Below are 14,770 nucleotides of genomic sequence, written 5' to 3' on the forward strand. Positions count from 1 at the left end.
GCTGTGTCTCGATCCTACTGCTTGTAGCTGGTGAGGAAATTACCGAACCGCTCGATGGCGACAGCGAGATCCCGCGCCCACGGCAGCGTCACGATCCGGAGGTGGTCGTGGTCCGGCCAGTTGAAGCCGGTGCCCTGCACCATCAGGATCTTCTCCTGCAGCAGCAGGTCCTGGACCAGCTTCTCGTCGTCGTAGATCTCGTAGACGTTCGGGTCGAGGCGGGGGAACGCGTACAGCGCGCCCTTCGGCTTCACACACGAGACACCCGGGATCATGTTGAGGCGCTCCCAGGCCACGTCACGCTGCTCGAGCAGCCGGCCACCCGGCAGGATCAGGTCTTCGATGCTCTGGTGCCCGCCGAGCGCCACCTGGATGGCGTGCTGACCGGGCACGTTCGGGCACAGACGCGTCGAGGCCAGCAGGTCGAGACCCTCGAGGAAACCCGCGGCGTGCTCCTTGGGGCCGGTGATGGCCACCCAGCCGGACCGGTAACCCGCGACGCGGTACGCCTTCGACAGGCCGTTGAACGTCAGGCACAGCAGATCCGGGGCCAGCGTCGCGAGCGAGATGTGCTTGGCGTCGTCGTAGAGGATCTTGTCGTAGATCTCGTCCGCGAGAAGCAGCAGCTGATGCTTGCGCGCCAGGTCGACGAGCTGCTGCAGCACCTCCATCGAGTACACCGCACCCGTCGGATTGTTCGGGTTGATGACCAGGAGGGCCTTGGTCTTGTCGGTGATCTTGGACTCGATGTCCGCGATGTCGGGGTTCCAGTCGTTGCCCTCGTCGCACAGGTAGTGCACCGGGGTGCCGCCGGCGAGGCTCGTCATCGCCGTCCACAGCGGGTAGTCCGGCGCGGGGATCAGCACCTCGTCGCCGTTGTCGAGGAGCGCCTGCATCGTCATCGTGATGAGCTCGGACACGCCGTTGCCCAGGTAGATGTCGTCGACGTCGAGTTCGGGGAACCCGGCGACCAGTTCGTAGCGGGTGACGATCGCGCGCCGTGCCGACAGGATGCCCTTGGACTCGGAGTACCCCTGCGCGTACGGGAGCGCGGCGATCATGTCGCGCATGATCACGTCGGGCGCGTCGAAACCGAACGGCGCGGGGTTGCCGATGTTGAGCTTGAGGATCCGATGTCCCTCCGCCTCCAGCCGGGCGGCGTGGGCATGTACCGGTCCACGAATCTCGTAGAGCACGTTCTGGAGCTTGGTGGACTGCTCCAGCTTGCGATGCGGCATGCGGTGGTGGCCGTGGTCTGGGTTGCTCACGACGGTCATTCTCCCACTCCCGGGCAACCCGATTTCTACTGGTGGGTATCGGACCGTCGTCGTGTCGTCGAAACACGCCGCCCGCGCAGGAGCCCGTCGTACCCTCGAGAGGGGGTCGTGTTCACCGCGCGCGGAGGGAAGGACGCCCATGTCAGCACCGGTAACCCGTCGTCCCGGACCCGTCGACGTCGCGCATCACAGCCACCTCGTCGGGGTGTTCGCGCCGCAGCGGGAGGAGGTCGACGTCCGGGATCTCGAGGTGATCGGCGAACTGCCCGCCGATCTGCACGGCACCTACCTGCGCAACGGTCCCAATCCGCGGTTCGACCCGATCGGCACCTACGTGTATCCGCTCGACGGCGACGGCATGGTTCACCGGATCGAGTTGGCCGACGGCACCGCCCGGTACACCAACCGCTTCGTCCGGACCCCGATGGTGCAGGCGGAGGAGAAGGCCGGGCACGTCATCTGGCCCGGGGTCACCGACCTGTACACGCCGACCGAGGACGAAGTGGGACCCGACCTGGCGGGCACGTCCCGGGAACTGCCCGACATCAACATCGTCCGGCACGGCGGGCGACTGCTCGCGATGGCCGAAACCACGCTGCCGTTCCGCCTCGAGCCTGCCGACCTGAGCACGCTGGGGCGGGACAACTGCGACGGCGCCATGGGCGTGGGGAGCACCGCGCACCCCAAGATCGACCCGGTCACCGGGCAGATGGTGCTGTTCAACTACATGCTGGAATCCCCGTATCTGACGTGGTCGGTGGTGAACCCCGACGGTTCGGTGGCGCGGACCCCGACGGCGGTCGAGGGCGTGGACACGCCGTTGATGGTCCACGACATGGCGCTCACCCAGCACTACATCGTGCTCATGCTGTGCCCGCTGGTCTTCGACATCGCCGCGGTGCTGACCGGCGGGTCCGTGCTCGACTGGCGGCCCGAGGACGGCACGCGGATCGCGCTGATACCCCGCGACGGCGGTCCGGTGCGGTGGACGACGCACGACGCGTACTGGGTGTGGCATTTCGCGAACGCCTTCGACCTGCCCGACGGGAGGGTGAGCGTCGACTACGTGGAATGGACGTATCCCGGCGGGTTCGCGAAGGCCCCGGAGCCGTCGATGGGCTCGCTGGTCCGCGCCGTCGTCGACCCCGGCAGTGGACGGGTGACGCGAGAGGTGGTGTGCGACCGCGACGTCGAGTTCCCGCGGGTCGACGACCGTGAGCTGACCCGAGGGCACCGCACGGTGGCGACGGTCGGCAAACTCGACCGCAGCCAGGGACGGCAGGATTCGCTGTGGTTCTTCGACACCGCCCGCGGCACCGAGACGCACTGGGACCCGGGCAGTGTGTCGGTGGGCGAACCGATCTTCATGCCCGGCGCCGAACGCGAGTACTGGGGAATGATCGGCACCGACCGCAGCGACATGTCGTCCTGGTTCTTCGTGCTGCCCGCCGACGACCCCGGGTCGGGGCCGATCGGGAAGGTGCGGCTACCGATTCGGGTTCCGGCGGGCCTTCACGGCGCGTGGCTGCCTGCGGAGTAGCGGGCGGCGGAATATCCTCGGCGGATGACCTCTGCGCCCTACGGTTCCTGGCCCTCTCCGATCGCGGCGGCGGACCTCGCCTCCAGCGGCCACCCCGTCGAGGGTGGCCGGTACGTGGGCGACGACGTGTGGTGGTCGGAACTGCGGCCCAGCGAAGGCGGGCGGGTCGCGGTGCGGCGCCTCGGCCTCGACGGCGAACCGGAAGACGTCCTGCCCGCGCCGTGGAACGCACGCACCCGCGTCCACGAGTACGGCGGCGGCGCCTGGACCGTCACCGACGCCGGCCGCCTCGTGTTCGCCGAATTCAGCGACCAGCGCCTGTACCTGCTGGAAGGCGGGACACCGGCGCCGCTGACACCGGAACCGCCGCAAACCTGCTCGCTGCGGTACGGCGACCTGTCGGTCGTCGACGGCGAGGTGTGGGCGGTCCGCGAAACGCACGACACCGAGGGCGGCGTCTCCCGCGACATCTGCGTCGTCCCGCTGGACGGGTCGGCGGCCGACGACCCGCATCGGGTGCGGTCCGTCGTCGCCGGCTCGGACTTCCTGGCCAATCCGCGGCTGTCTCCGGACCGCAGACACCTCGCCTGGATCGCATGGGACCACCCCCAGATGCCGTGGGACGGCACCGAGCTCAGGGTCGTGGCCGTCGAGGGCGGCCGCGTCACCGGAAAAGTGCGGACACTTCTCGGCGGTACCGAGGAATCGGTGCTGCAACCCGAATGGGTCGGGCCCACCGAGCTGTACACGATCAGCGACCGCAGCGGCTGGTGGAATCTCTACCGGGTCGGCATCGACGACCCCGAACCGGTGGCGTTGTGCCCGATGGACGCCGACTTCGGCGGTGCCCTGTGGATGCTCGGCGGCCGCTGGCACACCCGCCGCGACGACGGCACACTGCTGACCGTGCGCACGTTCGGCACCGACACCCTCGCCGTGCTCGATCCGGCCAGTGGTTCGCTGGTGGACATCCCGCTCGACGGACTCACCAGCATCGGTCTCGGGGATCGCAACGGCAACCGGATCCTGCTGCTCACCGGCGGCGCCCAGACCCCGTCGGGCCTGCGCGAACTCGACCTCGACACCGGTGAACTCCGCACCGTCAGGCTGTCCGTCACCGAATTGCCCGAGGCGGCGTACCTTCCCGAAGCCCGGCAGCTGACGTTCCAGGGCGCCGACCGCGAAGTCCATGTGATCGCCTACCCACCCCGGCACCCGCGGTACCGGGGCGAGGACGGGGAACTGCCGCCGTACGTGGCGTTCGTGCACGGCGGACCGACGTCACGGGTCGCACCGTCGCTGAATCCCGTGTTCGCGTTCTTCACCAGCCGCGGCATCGGCGTCGTCGACGTGAACTACGGCGGGTCCACCGGGTACGGGCGCGAATACCGCAACCGGCTACGGGGCCAGTGGGGGGTCGTCGACGTCGAGGACGTGGTGACCGCGGTGACCGGTCTGGCCGAGGCGGGGATGGCGGACCCCCGCCGGCTGGCGATCGAAGGCGGATCCGCCGGCGGCTGGACCGTGCTCGCCGCACTGACGACGTCGGACGTGTTCGCCTGCGGTGCGTCCTACTTCGGTGTGGCCGAACTCGACGGTTTCGTGAAAGAGACGCACGACTTCGAGTCCCGGTACATCGACGGCCTGATCGGCCCGCTGCCCGAGGCCGCCGACCTCTACGCCGAGCGGGCGCCGCTGAACAACGTCGCCGGGCTGAACTGCCCGGTCCTGCTGCTGCAGGGGCTCGACGATCCGATCGTGCCGCCGTCGCAGGCGGAACGGTTCCGGGATGCGCTCGTGGAGAAGGGCATCCCGCACGCGTACCTCGAGTACGAGGGGGAGTCGCACGGATTCCGGAAGCTGGCCACCCTCATCAGCTCCCGTAACGCCGAACTGTCCTTCTACGGGCAGGTACTGGGATTCGAGCCGCCGGACATTCCGCGACTCGAACTGTGGCAACCCGAGGGGTAGACGCGTTCATCGGGCGAGCAGGGCCTCGCAGGAACGCGCCGCACACGCGCACGCCTGCACCGTCGCCGTGTCGATGGTCGGGCGCCCCGCCTGGGACCGCCAGAACCGCAGGGCCGTCAGCGCGACGCGCGAGATCTGCTCCGGGGCGGCGTCGGCGGGCATGCCGAGGCGGGTGTGCGGCGACATGCCCTCACCGCCGAGCACCCGCTCGAGCAGCACGACGTCCGAGTCCCGGAGCTGCAGACCGCTCGAGCGCAGGCCCGACAGCACCCGCAGTTCCCGGAACACGTGGGTGTCCGCGAGCAGGCGATCCGCCGCCCGGCTCAGGCTGCGGCTCGCCGACGACGGGGTCCGGGCCAGCACGGCCTTCAGTGTGCGGAGCGCCGAGTGCGCCTTCAGTTCGGTGCTGCGCTGACCGAATTGCAGGTGCAGCGTGCGGCGCAGATCCTCGAGGCCGCTGTGCGCCGTCAGCTCGCGGGCCAGCGCCGGAGCGTCGGTCGCGCCCGCACGGATCAGCATGACCGCGAACCGGATACCGAACAGGCCGAAACTCTCGAGGAGGTCGCGTCGCTGACCGGGCGACAGCACGAGATCGGTGTCCGCCGCCGTGAACCGGGTGATCGAACGCAGCGCGGACTCGAGGGTGCCCTCCGGAACGGTGGCGAGCACCGCGAGGTCGTCGAACTCGGTCTGACGCAGAGTGCGACCGCGCAGCGCGAGAAGTCCCGACACGGGCAGCAGGCTGCGTTGCACCCGGCGACCGGCATCGTCGGCGGCGGCCCGGGCCGCGTCGAGGGTGCGTTCGCGGCCGCCCTTCACCTCGTCGGCCCGCGACAGCACACCGACGATGCCGAGCGGACCGGCGGCCGTGCCGACCCGGGTCTGCAACTGGTCGAGCAACCGCACGTCCGCGCCGTCGGTGCCCCGAGTCAGGTAGACGACGGCGTCGACGTCGCACGGGCCCTCCTCGGGGAGGAGCAGCGCCCGGGTCCGCGCCGACACGTCCCGCGAGTTCGACGACGTTCCCGGCGTGTCGACGAGCGTGAACTCGCCGAGCAGCGCCGACGGCCACCCCACCTGCAGCCGCTCCACCCGATCCGCGGTCACCGTGCCCAGGTCCAGCGAGAGCCGGCCCTCGTCCCGGTGCACGGGCAGTCGCGTGCGGCGTCCGGAGTCGTGGGTGAGATCGATTCGCGGCGTGGCGGACTGCTCGAACCAGGTGACCACCCGGGTGCACTCGGTGGCGTCGGTGGGTGCGATCTCCTCGCCGACGAGGGCGTTGAGCAGCGTCGACTTCCCGGCCTTCAGCGTGCCGGTGAGGGCGACGCGCAGCGGTTCCTCGAGGCGGGCCCCGCAGTGCCGGAGTACGTCGACGGATGCGGGGTCGCCGCGCAGTTCGTGCCGGGCGGCATCGATCAGCTGGCGGGTCTGGACGCCCAGGCGAGTGACGCTCATGCCGCCACCGGCCCCGCGAAGCCGGCGGCCTGCACGCGGATCTGCCGCAACGTGTCGAGTTCCGTGCGGATCTGCGCCGACCGCGTGGCACGGTGATCGTCGTGCATCTTCGACGCGTCCGTCGCCGCGCGCAGCGAATCGTCGACGGAACGGAGCATCTCGTTCGCCAGATCGGTGAAGTGGTCGCGCAGGACGCGTTGCACCTCCCGCAGCCGCTGCTTCGATTCCTTCCCCACCTGGAAGATCACGTCGTCCATCAGTCTCGACACCGCCACCTTCGCCTCCGCCTGCCTGCGGGCGGTGCGCGCCTTGCGGTCCTCGCGATACGTGTTGGCGCCGAGCAGCACTCCCGCGCCGATCGAGAAGGGGTTCACCAGGGCCAGGCCTGCCAGGCTCGTGACGAGACCGACCATCAGCACGCCGCCGTACGACCCGCGCATGCTGGACAGCACGCGCTGTGTGAAACCCTGTGCACTTTCCAGGGATTCGAGAGTGTTCACGGGTTCGAGCACGTGATCCACATTGTCGATGCGCAGCGCGGGAACCGGGACCCTGCCGTCCTCGGCGAAACGCTGCGCGACCGAGAGGGCGAGGGCCTGCGAACGAGTGTGAGCCGTCACGAAGTTCTCCCGCACACACGTCGCGATCTCGCTGTCGAGCCAGGAACCGAATTCCTCCCACCGCGGTGCCGGATCGGACTTGCCGATGTCCTCCTCCGCCGCGCGGATCACGGTGCGCAGACGATGACGCAGGTCGTGTTCGATGTCCGTCATCAACTCGATTGCGCCGTCGGCCAGCGTGTACTGCCAGTTCGCGGACCGCTGGCGGAGCTGATCCGCCGCCGCGCGGGCCCGGGTCATCTGCTCGACGAGCGCGGCGCCGCGCTGCGGATCGCGCAACGCGTCCAGTTCCGAGCTCAACGACAGCGACAGGTGGTCGGTCACGGTGCGCACGTCGGCGATCACCGAATTACGGAGCACAACATCCGCTTTCGCGACGACCTGACTGCGAAGATAGTCGACCAGCTGCGGAATGCCGGATTCGACGTCGAGCGCGTCGTCGCCCGCCTCGAGAGCGTCCGCGTGCATCATTGCGGACACCGGGAGCAGTGGCAGCGCGAGATCCACATTCTGCAAGTGGGTGCGGTTGGCCTTCTGGATGTCCGCCCACCGCGGATAGAAGTCGATCTTGTTGACGACGCAGATCACCATCGGGCACAGCTTGTGCACCTGTGTCAGCAGGGCGACCTCGGGTTCGGTGTATTCCTGACTCGCATCGGAGACGAACAGCACCGCATCCGCCGTGGGGACCAGTGCCAGCGTGTCCGCCGCGCGGGCCGGAGCATGACCGGAGAAACCGGGTGCGTCGACCAGCACCAGACCCTCCGCGAGCAGATCGTGGGGGAGGGTGACCGTCGAATCCGGATCCGACGCGACAGGTCCGTACTCGACGACCACCGGTTCGTTCCGGGACCGCGCCGTCGCCGACACGTCCGCGTCGACGAGCGCACCCGCCACCGAACTGACACCCTTGTCGGTCAGGCCGAGCACCACCACCCGCGTCCGCGGATCGGTGAGACGAGACTCGGTGTGCGACAGCCGGGTCAGGAGATCACCGCGACCCGCAGTCCGGGTCAGTGCCGCCAACTGCGACAGCAGAGCCGTCATCGACGCAGTGGTCTCGGCGGGAAGATTCGGGTGCACAGGGGCGGTGGCGGCTGAGGATTCGAGGGTGGCGTTCATGATCTCCGCAAGAGTCGGTGACGGGCATTCGAGCGAGGGGAGTGGCGGGACCGCTGCAGGGGAGTAGGCGGTCCCGCCACGTCGAGGTCAGAACATGTGCTGGTCGACGGTCGTCGTCGCAGTCACGCTCTGATCGTGGGTGTCGAGAGTGCTGCCGGAATCGGCGGTCAACCCCGACGAGAGGCTCGTCGCACTCGTCGCGTCGAGCGACGTGCCGGTGTCGAGCGCGGTGCCCGAGTCGTACGTGGTGCTCGCGTCGTACGAGGTAGTGGTGTCGTGCGAGGTCGTCGCGTCGAACGCCGTCGCGGTGTCGGTGGTTGCCGTGGTGGCGGTGTCGGTGGCTGCGGTGTCATGGCTGAGACCGGTGTCCGACGCCGTGTCCGTGAGCGTGCTGACCGCGGAACCGTGGTCCGTCGACGTGAGGTCACTGCTCGCCGTCGTGGTGGTGGTGGTCGCAGTGGACGGGGTGGCCGTCTGGGCGTGGCCGAGGTCGGCGGCCGGCGCGGTCGCCGGGGTTGTCGTGGTGGTCGCGTCCGGTGTTTGGGTCGCGGTGGTCGTCGCATGGTTGTCGGTGTTGCCGGTCGTTGCCGTTGTCGCCTCGGTTCGTCCGAGATCAGCGGTGGGTGCCGTCGCGTTCTGCGTGGCGGAGTCGGTCGGGGTGGAGTCGGTCGGGGTGGTGTCCGTCGATGCTGCTCGCGTTCCCTCGTCGCCGGTGACCGAGGCAGCCTCCGCGCTCCGCGTGTTCTGCTGGTCCGCAACCTGACTCTGACTCTGACTCTGATTCCGGTCCGGTTCGGACGACGTCGTCACCGAGGCCGGTTCGGTGTTCGTCTGCCGGATCGTGGTGGCGAGAGGCTGCGACGTCACCGCCGCATCGGAATGGGTCGACACCGGGGTCGCCGTGATCGGCTGGGCCGCGGACGCCGCCGTTGCGGGCGCCGCGCTCGTCGCCGGACCGAACGTGGCGGGCTGCACGGCCGGCGACGTCTGCGCGGAAATCGGCGACGTCGGCGCCAGACTCGACGGCTGCGTCGCAACCGGGTTGCCCTGGCCGAATGCGGGCTGGGACGCGGACGCGGCGCCCGAGTTCACGGCCGACTCACCGCGGCCCGGGTTGGAGAACGACGCCGACGGTCCGGACTGGGCGTTCTCGTGGCTCGCGACGTTATGGCCGTCGGTGCGTCCGTCGTGGTCGGTGGCGTTGTTCGCGTGGGCCTGGTTGCCGGTGTCGGTGGTGTGGTGGCTTGCGTCGTCGCGGTGGCCGGCATTGTCCTGGTGGTTGGTCTCGTCGCCGCCGGTGTTCTGCTGGCTGGTGTTCTCGAACGCACGACCGTCGTTCTCGCGGGGACCGTTGTGCGAATTCTGTTGCGGCTCAGTGTGCTGAGCAGGATGTCCGCCGCTGGGGTTCGCCGGGCGGAGGTCGCGCAGGAGTCCGTCGAGTCCGTCGCGGAGAAGGTCCGCCGCACGGGGCGCGCCGCCCAGGTCGGGTTGCGGTGCCCGTGCGTCGATCGCGGCGTGCGGGGCGGGGACGTCGTGTTCGAGGACGGCCGACGGGTGGATTTCGCTTCTCGTCATGAGTGCTCCTTCATCTCGGGTTTGCCCCTTCGAGGCGACTGCCGACGACGTTATGGGCCATTCCTGGGAAGACCATGGGAGGACGCTGCACCTTCCCTAGGGGCGTGCGCCGCCGAGCACACAGGAACATCGCAGGAAGCGCACAGCGGTCGGTACAGGAAGGCGGTCTAGCGTTTCGATCGGCAGGAAAGTCGCCTGCCGTACCACGGAATGGAGATCACGACATGCGGACATCGATGGGGATCAGTATGGGTTCCGACTCGTTCGTGTCCGCACAGATGCACGGTGAATCGCAGGCGCACCACGAGCACGACGGATTCACGGTGGTGCGGCACTCCGCCGAACTCGCGCTGTCGTCCAGCAGCGCACCCACCCTCGGATCGCACCGTGCCGGTCCGCTTCCTCAGGGCAGCATCGTCTTTCGTGACTTCATCGACAGAGTCGGTGACCCCGTTCCGGTGATCGGTGACGACGGGACCCGCACCCCGGCCGTGCAATTGGTGACCACGGCGCTCGACTGTCTGATTCGGGGCCGCACCCCGGCGCCCGACCATGTGGTGGTCGCAGGTCCGGCGGGCTGGTCGGGGTATGCGGTGGACGAACTCGAGGACGAGATCCGCCGCTGGGGTCTGCTGCAGAACCGCACCGTCACCGTGATCCCCGAAACCACTGCGGCACTCACGTGGGTCGCCCGGATCGAGAAACTCGACGACTGCGACACCGTGCTGCTGTGTGACGTCGGAGCCCACTCCCTCGACCTGACCGTAGGCACCCGGCGCGGCGACGAATTCGATGTTCTTCCGTCGACGCGGAGCACCGACTTCAGCGGGGATCACGCCGACCGACAACTGATGGGCCATGTGGTCGCACTGGTGCAGAACGCGAACCCGGACTTCGACGTCGACGATCCCGCGCACCGCGCGGCGCTGGCCGAACTCGCGGCCCGCTGCCGGATCGCGAAGGAGCGGTTGTCGCAGGACACCTCGGCCGCGGTGACCGTCGAGCTCCCCGGCATCCGCCGCCAGATACGTGTCATGCGTTCCGAATTCGAGGACGTCATCCGCGAGTCACTCACCCACGCCGCGAATGCGGTGGCACGTGAACTCGAACGACTCGCCGAGACCGGAACCCCCGTCGACGCCGTCGTGCTCCTCGGCGGCGGAGCGGCGGTTCCACTCGTGACGGAAGTGCTGTCGACAGCCGTGGGCGTTCCCCTCGTCGTCTCGCCCGACCCGGCGACGGCGTCCGCCCGCGGCGCGGCGGTGATCGCCGAGCGGGCATCGCTCCGGCAGTCGGGTTCCCGGGTGATGTCGGCGCCGGGACCGCGGGTCCGGCCACCGGCGGCGCCGCGTCCGATCGCGGCGGCAGCGTCGCGTGTGCTGCCTCCCTCCGCATCCGCCGGGGTGCCGACCAGGCCCGTTGCGTCGACCACAACAGTCGTCACGCCGACAATTGTCCCGGTCGCGAAGGCACCGAAGTCGGGCATCCGCGGCTGGATGGTCGCGGCGAGTGCCGCCGCTCTCGTCCTCCTGGGCGGCGGCGCGGCAGCGACTCAACTGATCGGCCAGGACGACACGCCCTCGGCGACGACGACCACCACCTCGTCCGTCGAACAGGCATCGTCCGCCGACCAGACCGCGCAGGACGACACCGCGCAGGAATACACCGTGCAGAACCCGGCGCCCGCTCAGCCGATGGGCGGCGGAACTCCGGGACGCGGCGGCGCCGGACCGCGGTAGAGAACAGCGACGCCCCCACCGTGACTGGTGGGGGCGTCGCTGTTCACTGCTGTCGGCTAGCTCTTCCGGCCCGGTGCCTTCGCGCCGGCCTTGAAACCGAGTCCACCGGGCTTGGCCTGCGGCGGGGCCTGCCCCGTCTCCGGTGCCTTGCCGTTGGACCCGTCGCCGTTCGATTCTTCCACCTTCGGAGCCTCGGCCTCGGGTGCCTCGGCTTTCGGTGCTTCAGCAGGGGAAGCCTCGGGTGCCTCGGCCTTCGGTGCTGCGGCCTTGGGCGCCGCGGCCTTGCGGGCCCCGGGAGCCTTGGCACCGCTCTTGAAACCGAGTCCACCGGCCTTCGCCGCCGGAGGAGCCTTCGGAGCCTCGGCCGCGGGAGCCTCCGAAGCGGAGGAGGTGTCGGCGACCTCCGGTTCGGCTGCCGGGGATGCGGCAGCCTGGGGTTCGGCGACCGCCGGCTCGGCCGGGGCAGTCTTCGCGCCGGGAGCCTTCGCCTTGCCCTTCATCTGCAGGCCCTTGCCCGGTGCCTTGGCGCCGGATGCGAGTCCGAGTCCCTTCGGCTTCGCTGCGGGCGCGTCCTGAGCGGGCGTTTCGACGGCGGGAGCCTCCGCGGCCGGTGCGGCGGCGGCCGGAGCGGCGGCCTTCGCGCCGGGTGCCTTGGCGGCACCCTTCATCTGCAGACCCTTGCCACCCGGTGCCTTCGCGCCACCGGCGAGCCCGAGGCCCTTCGGCTTGGGTGCCTCCGCTGCCGGAGCGTCGGAGCCGGCGTCAGCCGTCGCGGCGGGAGCAGCCTTCTTGGCGCCGGGAGCCTTCGCCCCACCGGCCATGCCGAGACCCTTGCCGGGTGCCTTCGCGCCGGGAGCCTTCGCTCCGCCCGCCATGCCGAGACCGGGTGCCTTGGCGCCGGGAGCCTTCGCGCCGGGTGCCTTGGCCAGACCCTTCATAGCCAGGCCCTTGCCCGCGGGAGCTTCCGTGGCGGCCGGAGTTGCAGCGGCCTCCGGGGCCTCTTCGGCGCGCTCCTTCTCGACCACCGCTGCCTTGGCCTCGGCTGCCGCCGGTTCGGCCGGCTTCTCGCGGGGGACGACCTTGATGTTCTCGGTCAGCTTCTCCGGCTCGAGACGCGTGATGGACGAGAGCATCAGCTGAGCGACGTCGACGACCTCGACACCCTCACCCTGGCCGGACTCCTGGCGAGCCGTGACACCGTCGGTGAGCATGACGCGGCAGAACGGGCAGCCGGTCGCAATCTTCTTCGGATCCGTGCTGAGCGCCTCGTCGACCCGGTCGATGTTGATGCGCTTGCCGATGTTCTCTTCCATCCACATGCGGGCACCACCGGCACCACAGCACATGGACCGTTCGCCGTGACGGGGCATTTCCTTCAGCTTCGCGCCGGAGGCTTCCATCAGCTCGCGGGGAGCGTCGTAGACCTTGTTGTGACGGCCGAGGAAGCAGGGGTCGTGGTAGGTGATGTCCTCACCGACGGAGGCGACCGGAATCAGCTTCTTCTGGCGGACCAGGCGGTTGAGCAGCTGAGTGTGGTGAACCACCTCGTAGTCGCCGCCGACCTCCGGGTACTCGTTGCCGAGCGCGTTGAAGCAGTGGGCGCAGGTGACGACGATCTTGCGCTTGCGCTGCTCGACGCCGTCGAAGACCGAGTTCAGCAACTCGATGTTCTGCATGGCGAGCTGCTGGAACAGGAATTCGTTACCTGCGCGGCGAGCGGAGTCGCCGGTGCACGTCTCGTCGGCGCCGAGAACCATGAACTTCACGCCCGCGGTGGCGAGCAGTTCGGCGACGGCCTTCGTAGTCTTCTTGGCCCGGTCCTCGTAGGCGCCGGCGCAGCCGACCCAGAAGAGGTACTCGTAGTCCTCGAAGCTGTCCGCGTCCTGTCCGAACACGGGGATCTGGAAGTCCATCTCACTGATCCAGTTGAGACGGTCCTTGGAGTTCTGACCCCACGGGTTGCCCTTGTTCTCGAGGTTCTTGAACAGGCCGGCCAGCTCGGACGGGAACTCCGACTCGATCAACACCTGGTAGCGGCGCATGTCGATGATGTGGTCGACGTGCTCGATGTCGACGGGGCACTGCTCGACACACGCGCCACAGTTGGTGCAGCTCCACAGCGTCTCGGCGTCGATGACCGGGGCCAGCTCGCCTTCGACGGTCTCGCCGACCAGCTTGCGCTCGGCCTCCCGGCGGGCCGCCTCGGGGATCGCCGCCAGCTTGGCGTCGTCGACGGCGCCTTCGCCGTTCACCAGGCCGACCTCGTCACCGCCCATGTCCTTGCGGCCACCGGCGAGCAGGTACGGAGCCTTGGCGTAACCGTGGTCGCGCAGCGACGTGATGAGCAGCTTCGGGGACAGCGGCTTACCGGTGTTCCATGCGGGGCACTGCGACTGGCAGCGCCCGCACTCGGTGCAGGTGGTGAAGTCCAGCCAGCCCTTCCAGGAGAAGTCCTCGATGTTGCCGGCGCCGAACGTGTCGGTGTCGGGATCGGCGTCCTCCATGTTGATGGGCTTGCCACCGGACATCATGGGCTTGGCGGCGCCGAGTGCGACGTCGCCGTCGTCCTCACGCTTGAAGTAGATGTTCGCGAACGCCGCGAACCGGTGCCAGGCGACACCCCAGGTGATGTTGCGGCCGACGACGTAGAGCCAGATCATGCCCGACATCAGCTTGACGAAGGCGAAGAACGCGACCATGTTCGGGCTCGCGGGAAGCAGCTTCGCGAGGTTCATCGTGAAGAAGTCGGTCCACGGGTTGGAGTGGCCGTAGGTGGCGATCTTCCCGGCCTTCACGAAGATCATGCCGAGGCCCTCGATGAGGACGACGGCCTCGACGAAGTACGCGGCCTTGAAGTCGGAACCACCGAAACGGGACAGCCGCGCGGGCACGCGGGGGTGGTTGAGCTGGCGGATCACGATCAGCGTGGTGATACCGATGACCGTGCCGAGGCCGAGGATCTCGTCGACGAAGTGGTAGACGGCGGTGTTTCCGACCAGCGGCCAGTGGAACTCCGGGTCGAACGTCTGGCCGTACGCCTCGAACCACACGACGGCTCCGAGCATGAAGCCGACCATGACCAGCCAGTGGGCCCAGCCGACGGTGCGGAACTTGCTCATGCGCGTGTGGGCGATGAACTCGACACACATCTGCTTGAAGCGCGGGAAGAAGGGGTGCCATCGATCCGGGGCCGACTGGCCGATCCGGACGACGTTGACCATCTTCAATGCGCCTGTGATGAAGGAGAACCAACATATGAGGCTCAGCAGCACGCCGATGGTGCCCAACGTGATCGTCAGGGCATTCATGTCGCGGCCTTTCGTTTCAGGGCGGCAGGGCGGCCACCTCGGGACTGCTCGTGATCCTAACGCTTGCTAAGTTACCCATTGGTAACTTATCTATCCTACCTATGGGTAACTTAGCCCTGTTCAGGGGCATTTCTGCAGCTGGGGCGCCGATGCGGCATGTGGC

At 68.8% G+C, this 14,770-nt stretch carries 8 protein-coding genes; 3 read left to right on the plus strand and 5 right to left on the minus strand.

The features are described from left to right. Positions 1–14 precede the first annotated feature (14 nt). The gene (locus tag JWS14_RS29960) at positions 15–1,277 is read right to left on the minus strand and encodes a pyridoxal phosphate-dependent aminotransferase (RefSeq protein WP_005253480.1); all 1,263 of its coding nucleotides are present in this window, start codon (positions 1,275–1,277) and stop codon (positions 15–17) included. A 139-nt stretch (positions 1,278–1,416) separates the two neighbouring features. On the opposite strand from JWS14_RS29960, the gene JWS14_RS29965 reads away from it, so the two are divergent. After that, a complete protein-coding gene (locus JWS14_RS29965; protein WP_095861314.1) occupies positions 1,417–2,817 on the plus strand; it encodes a carotenoid oxygenase family protein in 1,401 nt (466 codons plus the stop codon). Positions 2,818–2,841: 24 nt separating this feature from the next. Beyond that, positions 2,842–4,788, plus strand: coding sequence for a S9 family peptidase (locus JWS14_RS29970; RefSeq protein ID WP_095861313.1), 1,947 nt, complete (start codon positions 2,842–2,844; stop codon positions 4,786–4,788). A gap of 6 nt (positions 4,789–4,794) precedes the next feature. Here the strand turns inward: JWS14_RS29970 and JWS14_RS29975 are convergent, their stop codons facing one another. From JWS14_RS29975 to JWS14_RS29985, 3 genes are all read right to left on the minus strand, one after another. Beyond that, positions 4,795–6,243, minus strand: coding sequence for a dynamin family protein (locus JWS14_RS29975; protein ID WP_095861312.1), 1,449 nt, complete (start codon positions 6,241–6,243; stop codon positions 4,795–4,797). Further along, a complete protein-coding gene (locus JWS14_RS29980; RefSeq protein ID WP_179377548.1) occupies positions 6,240–7,985 on the minus strand; it encodes a P-loop NTPase family protein in 1,746 nt (581 codons plus the stop codon). Before JWS14_RS29980 ends, JWS14_RS29975 begins: the two co-directional genes overlap by 4 nt. A gap of 87 nt (positions 7,986–8,072) precedes the next feature. Further along, on the minus strand, positions 8,073–9,560 hold the full coding sequence (locus JWS14_RS29985; RefSeq protein ID WP_095861311.1) for a hypothetical protein: 1,488 nt from the start codon (positions 9,558–9,560) through the stop codon (positions 8,073–8,075). Between the two features lie 224 nt (positions 9,561–9,784). On the opposite strand from JWS14_RS29985, the gene JWS14_RS29990 reads away from it, so the two are divergent. Further along, complete coding sequence (locus JWS14_RS29990) at positions 9,785–11,299, plus strand: Hsp70 family protein (RefSeq protein ID WP_241031510.1); 1,515 nt, start codon at positions 9,785–9,787, stop codon at positions 11,297–11,299. A gap of 56 nt (positions 11,300–11,355) precedes the next feature. Here JWS14_RS29990 and JWS14_RS29995 read toward each other — a convergent pair whose 3' ends face one another. Next, positions 11,356–14,607: a (Fe-S)-binding protein gene (locus JWS14_RS29995; RefSeq protein WP_206015026.1), complete on the minus strand. Its 3,252-nt coding sequence runs from the start codon at positions 14,605–14,607 to the stop codon at positions 11,356–11,358. Positions 14,608–14,770 lie beyond the last annotated feature (163 nt).

The sequence above is a fragment of the Rhodococcus koreensis genome (assembly GCF_017068375.1).
Taxonomy (GTDB): Bacteria; Actinomycetota; Actinomycetes; order Mycobacteriales; family Mycobacteriaceae; genus Rhodococcus_F; species Rhodococcus_F koreensis.

Bases quoted from the DNA above. Each gene is read 5' to 3' on its own strand.
- JWS14_RS29960 (WP_005253480.1), bottom strand. From the start codon at position 1,277: ATGACCGTCGTGAGCAACCCAGACCACGGCCACCACCGCATGCCGCAT.
- JWS14_RS29965 (WP_095861314.1), top strand. From the start codon at position 1,417: ATGTCAGCACCGGTAACCCGTCGTCCCGGACCCGTCGACGTCGCGCAT.
- JWS14_RS29970 (WP_095861313.1), top strand. From the start codon at position 2,842: ATGACCTCTGCGCCCTACGGTTCCTGGCCCTCTCCGATCGCGGCGGCG.
- JWS14_RS29975 (WP_095861312.1), bottom strand. From the start codon at position 6,243: ATGAGCGTCACTCGCCTGGGCGTCCAGACCCGCCAGCTGATCGATGCC.
- JWS14_RS29980 (WP_179377548.1), bottom strand. From the start codon at position 7,985: ATGAACGCCACCCTCGAATCCTCAGCCGCCACCGCCCCTGTGCACCCG.
- JWS14_RS29985 (WP_095861311.1), bottom strand. From the start codon at position 9,560: ATGACGAGAAGCGAAATCCACCCGTCGGCCGTCCTCGAACACGACGTC.
- JWS14_RS29990 (WP_241031510.1), top strand. From the start codon at position 9,785: ATGCGGACATCGATGGGGATCAGTATGGGTTCCGACTCGTTCGTGTCC.
- JWS14_RS29995 (WP_206015026.1), bottom strand. From the start codon at position 14,607: ATGAATGCCCTGACGATCACGTTGGGCACCATCGGCGTGCTGCTGAGC.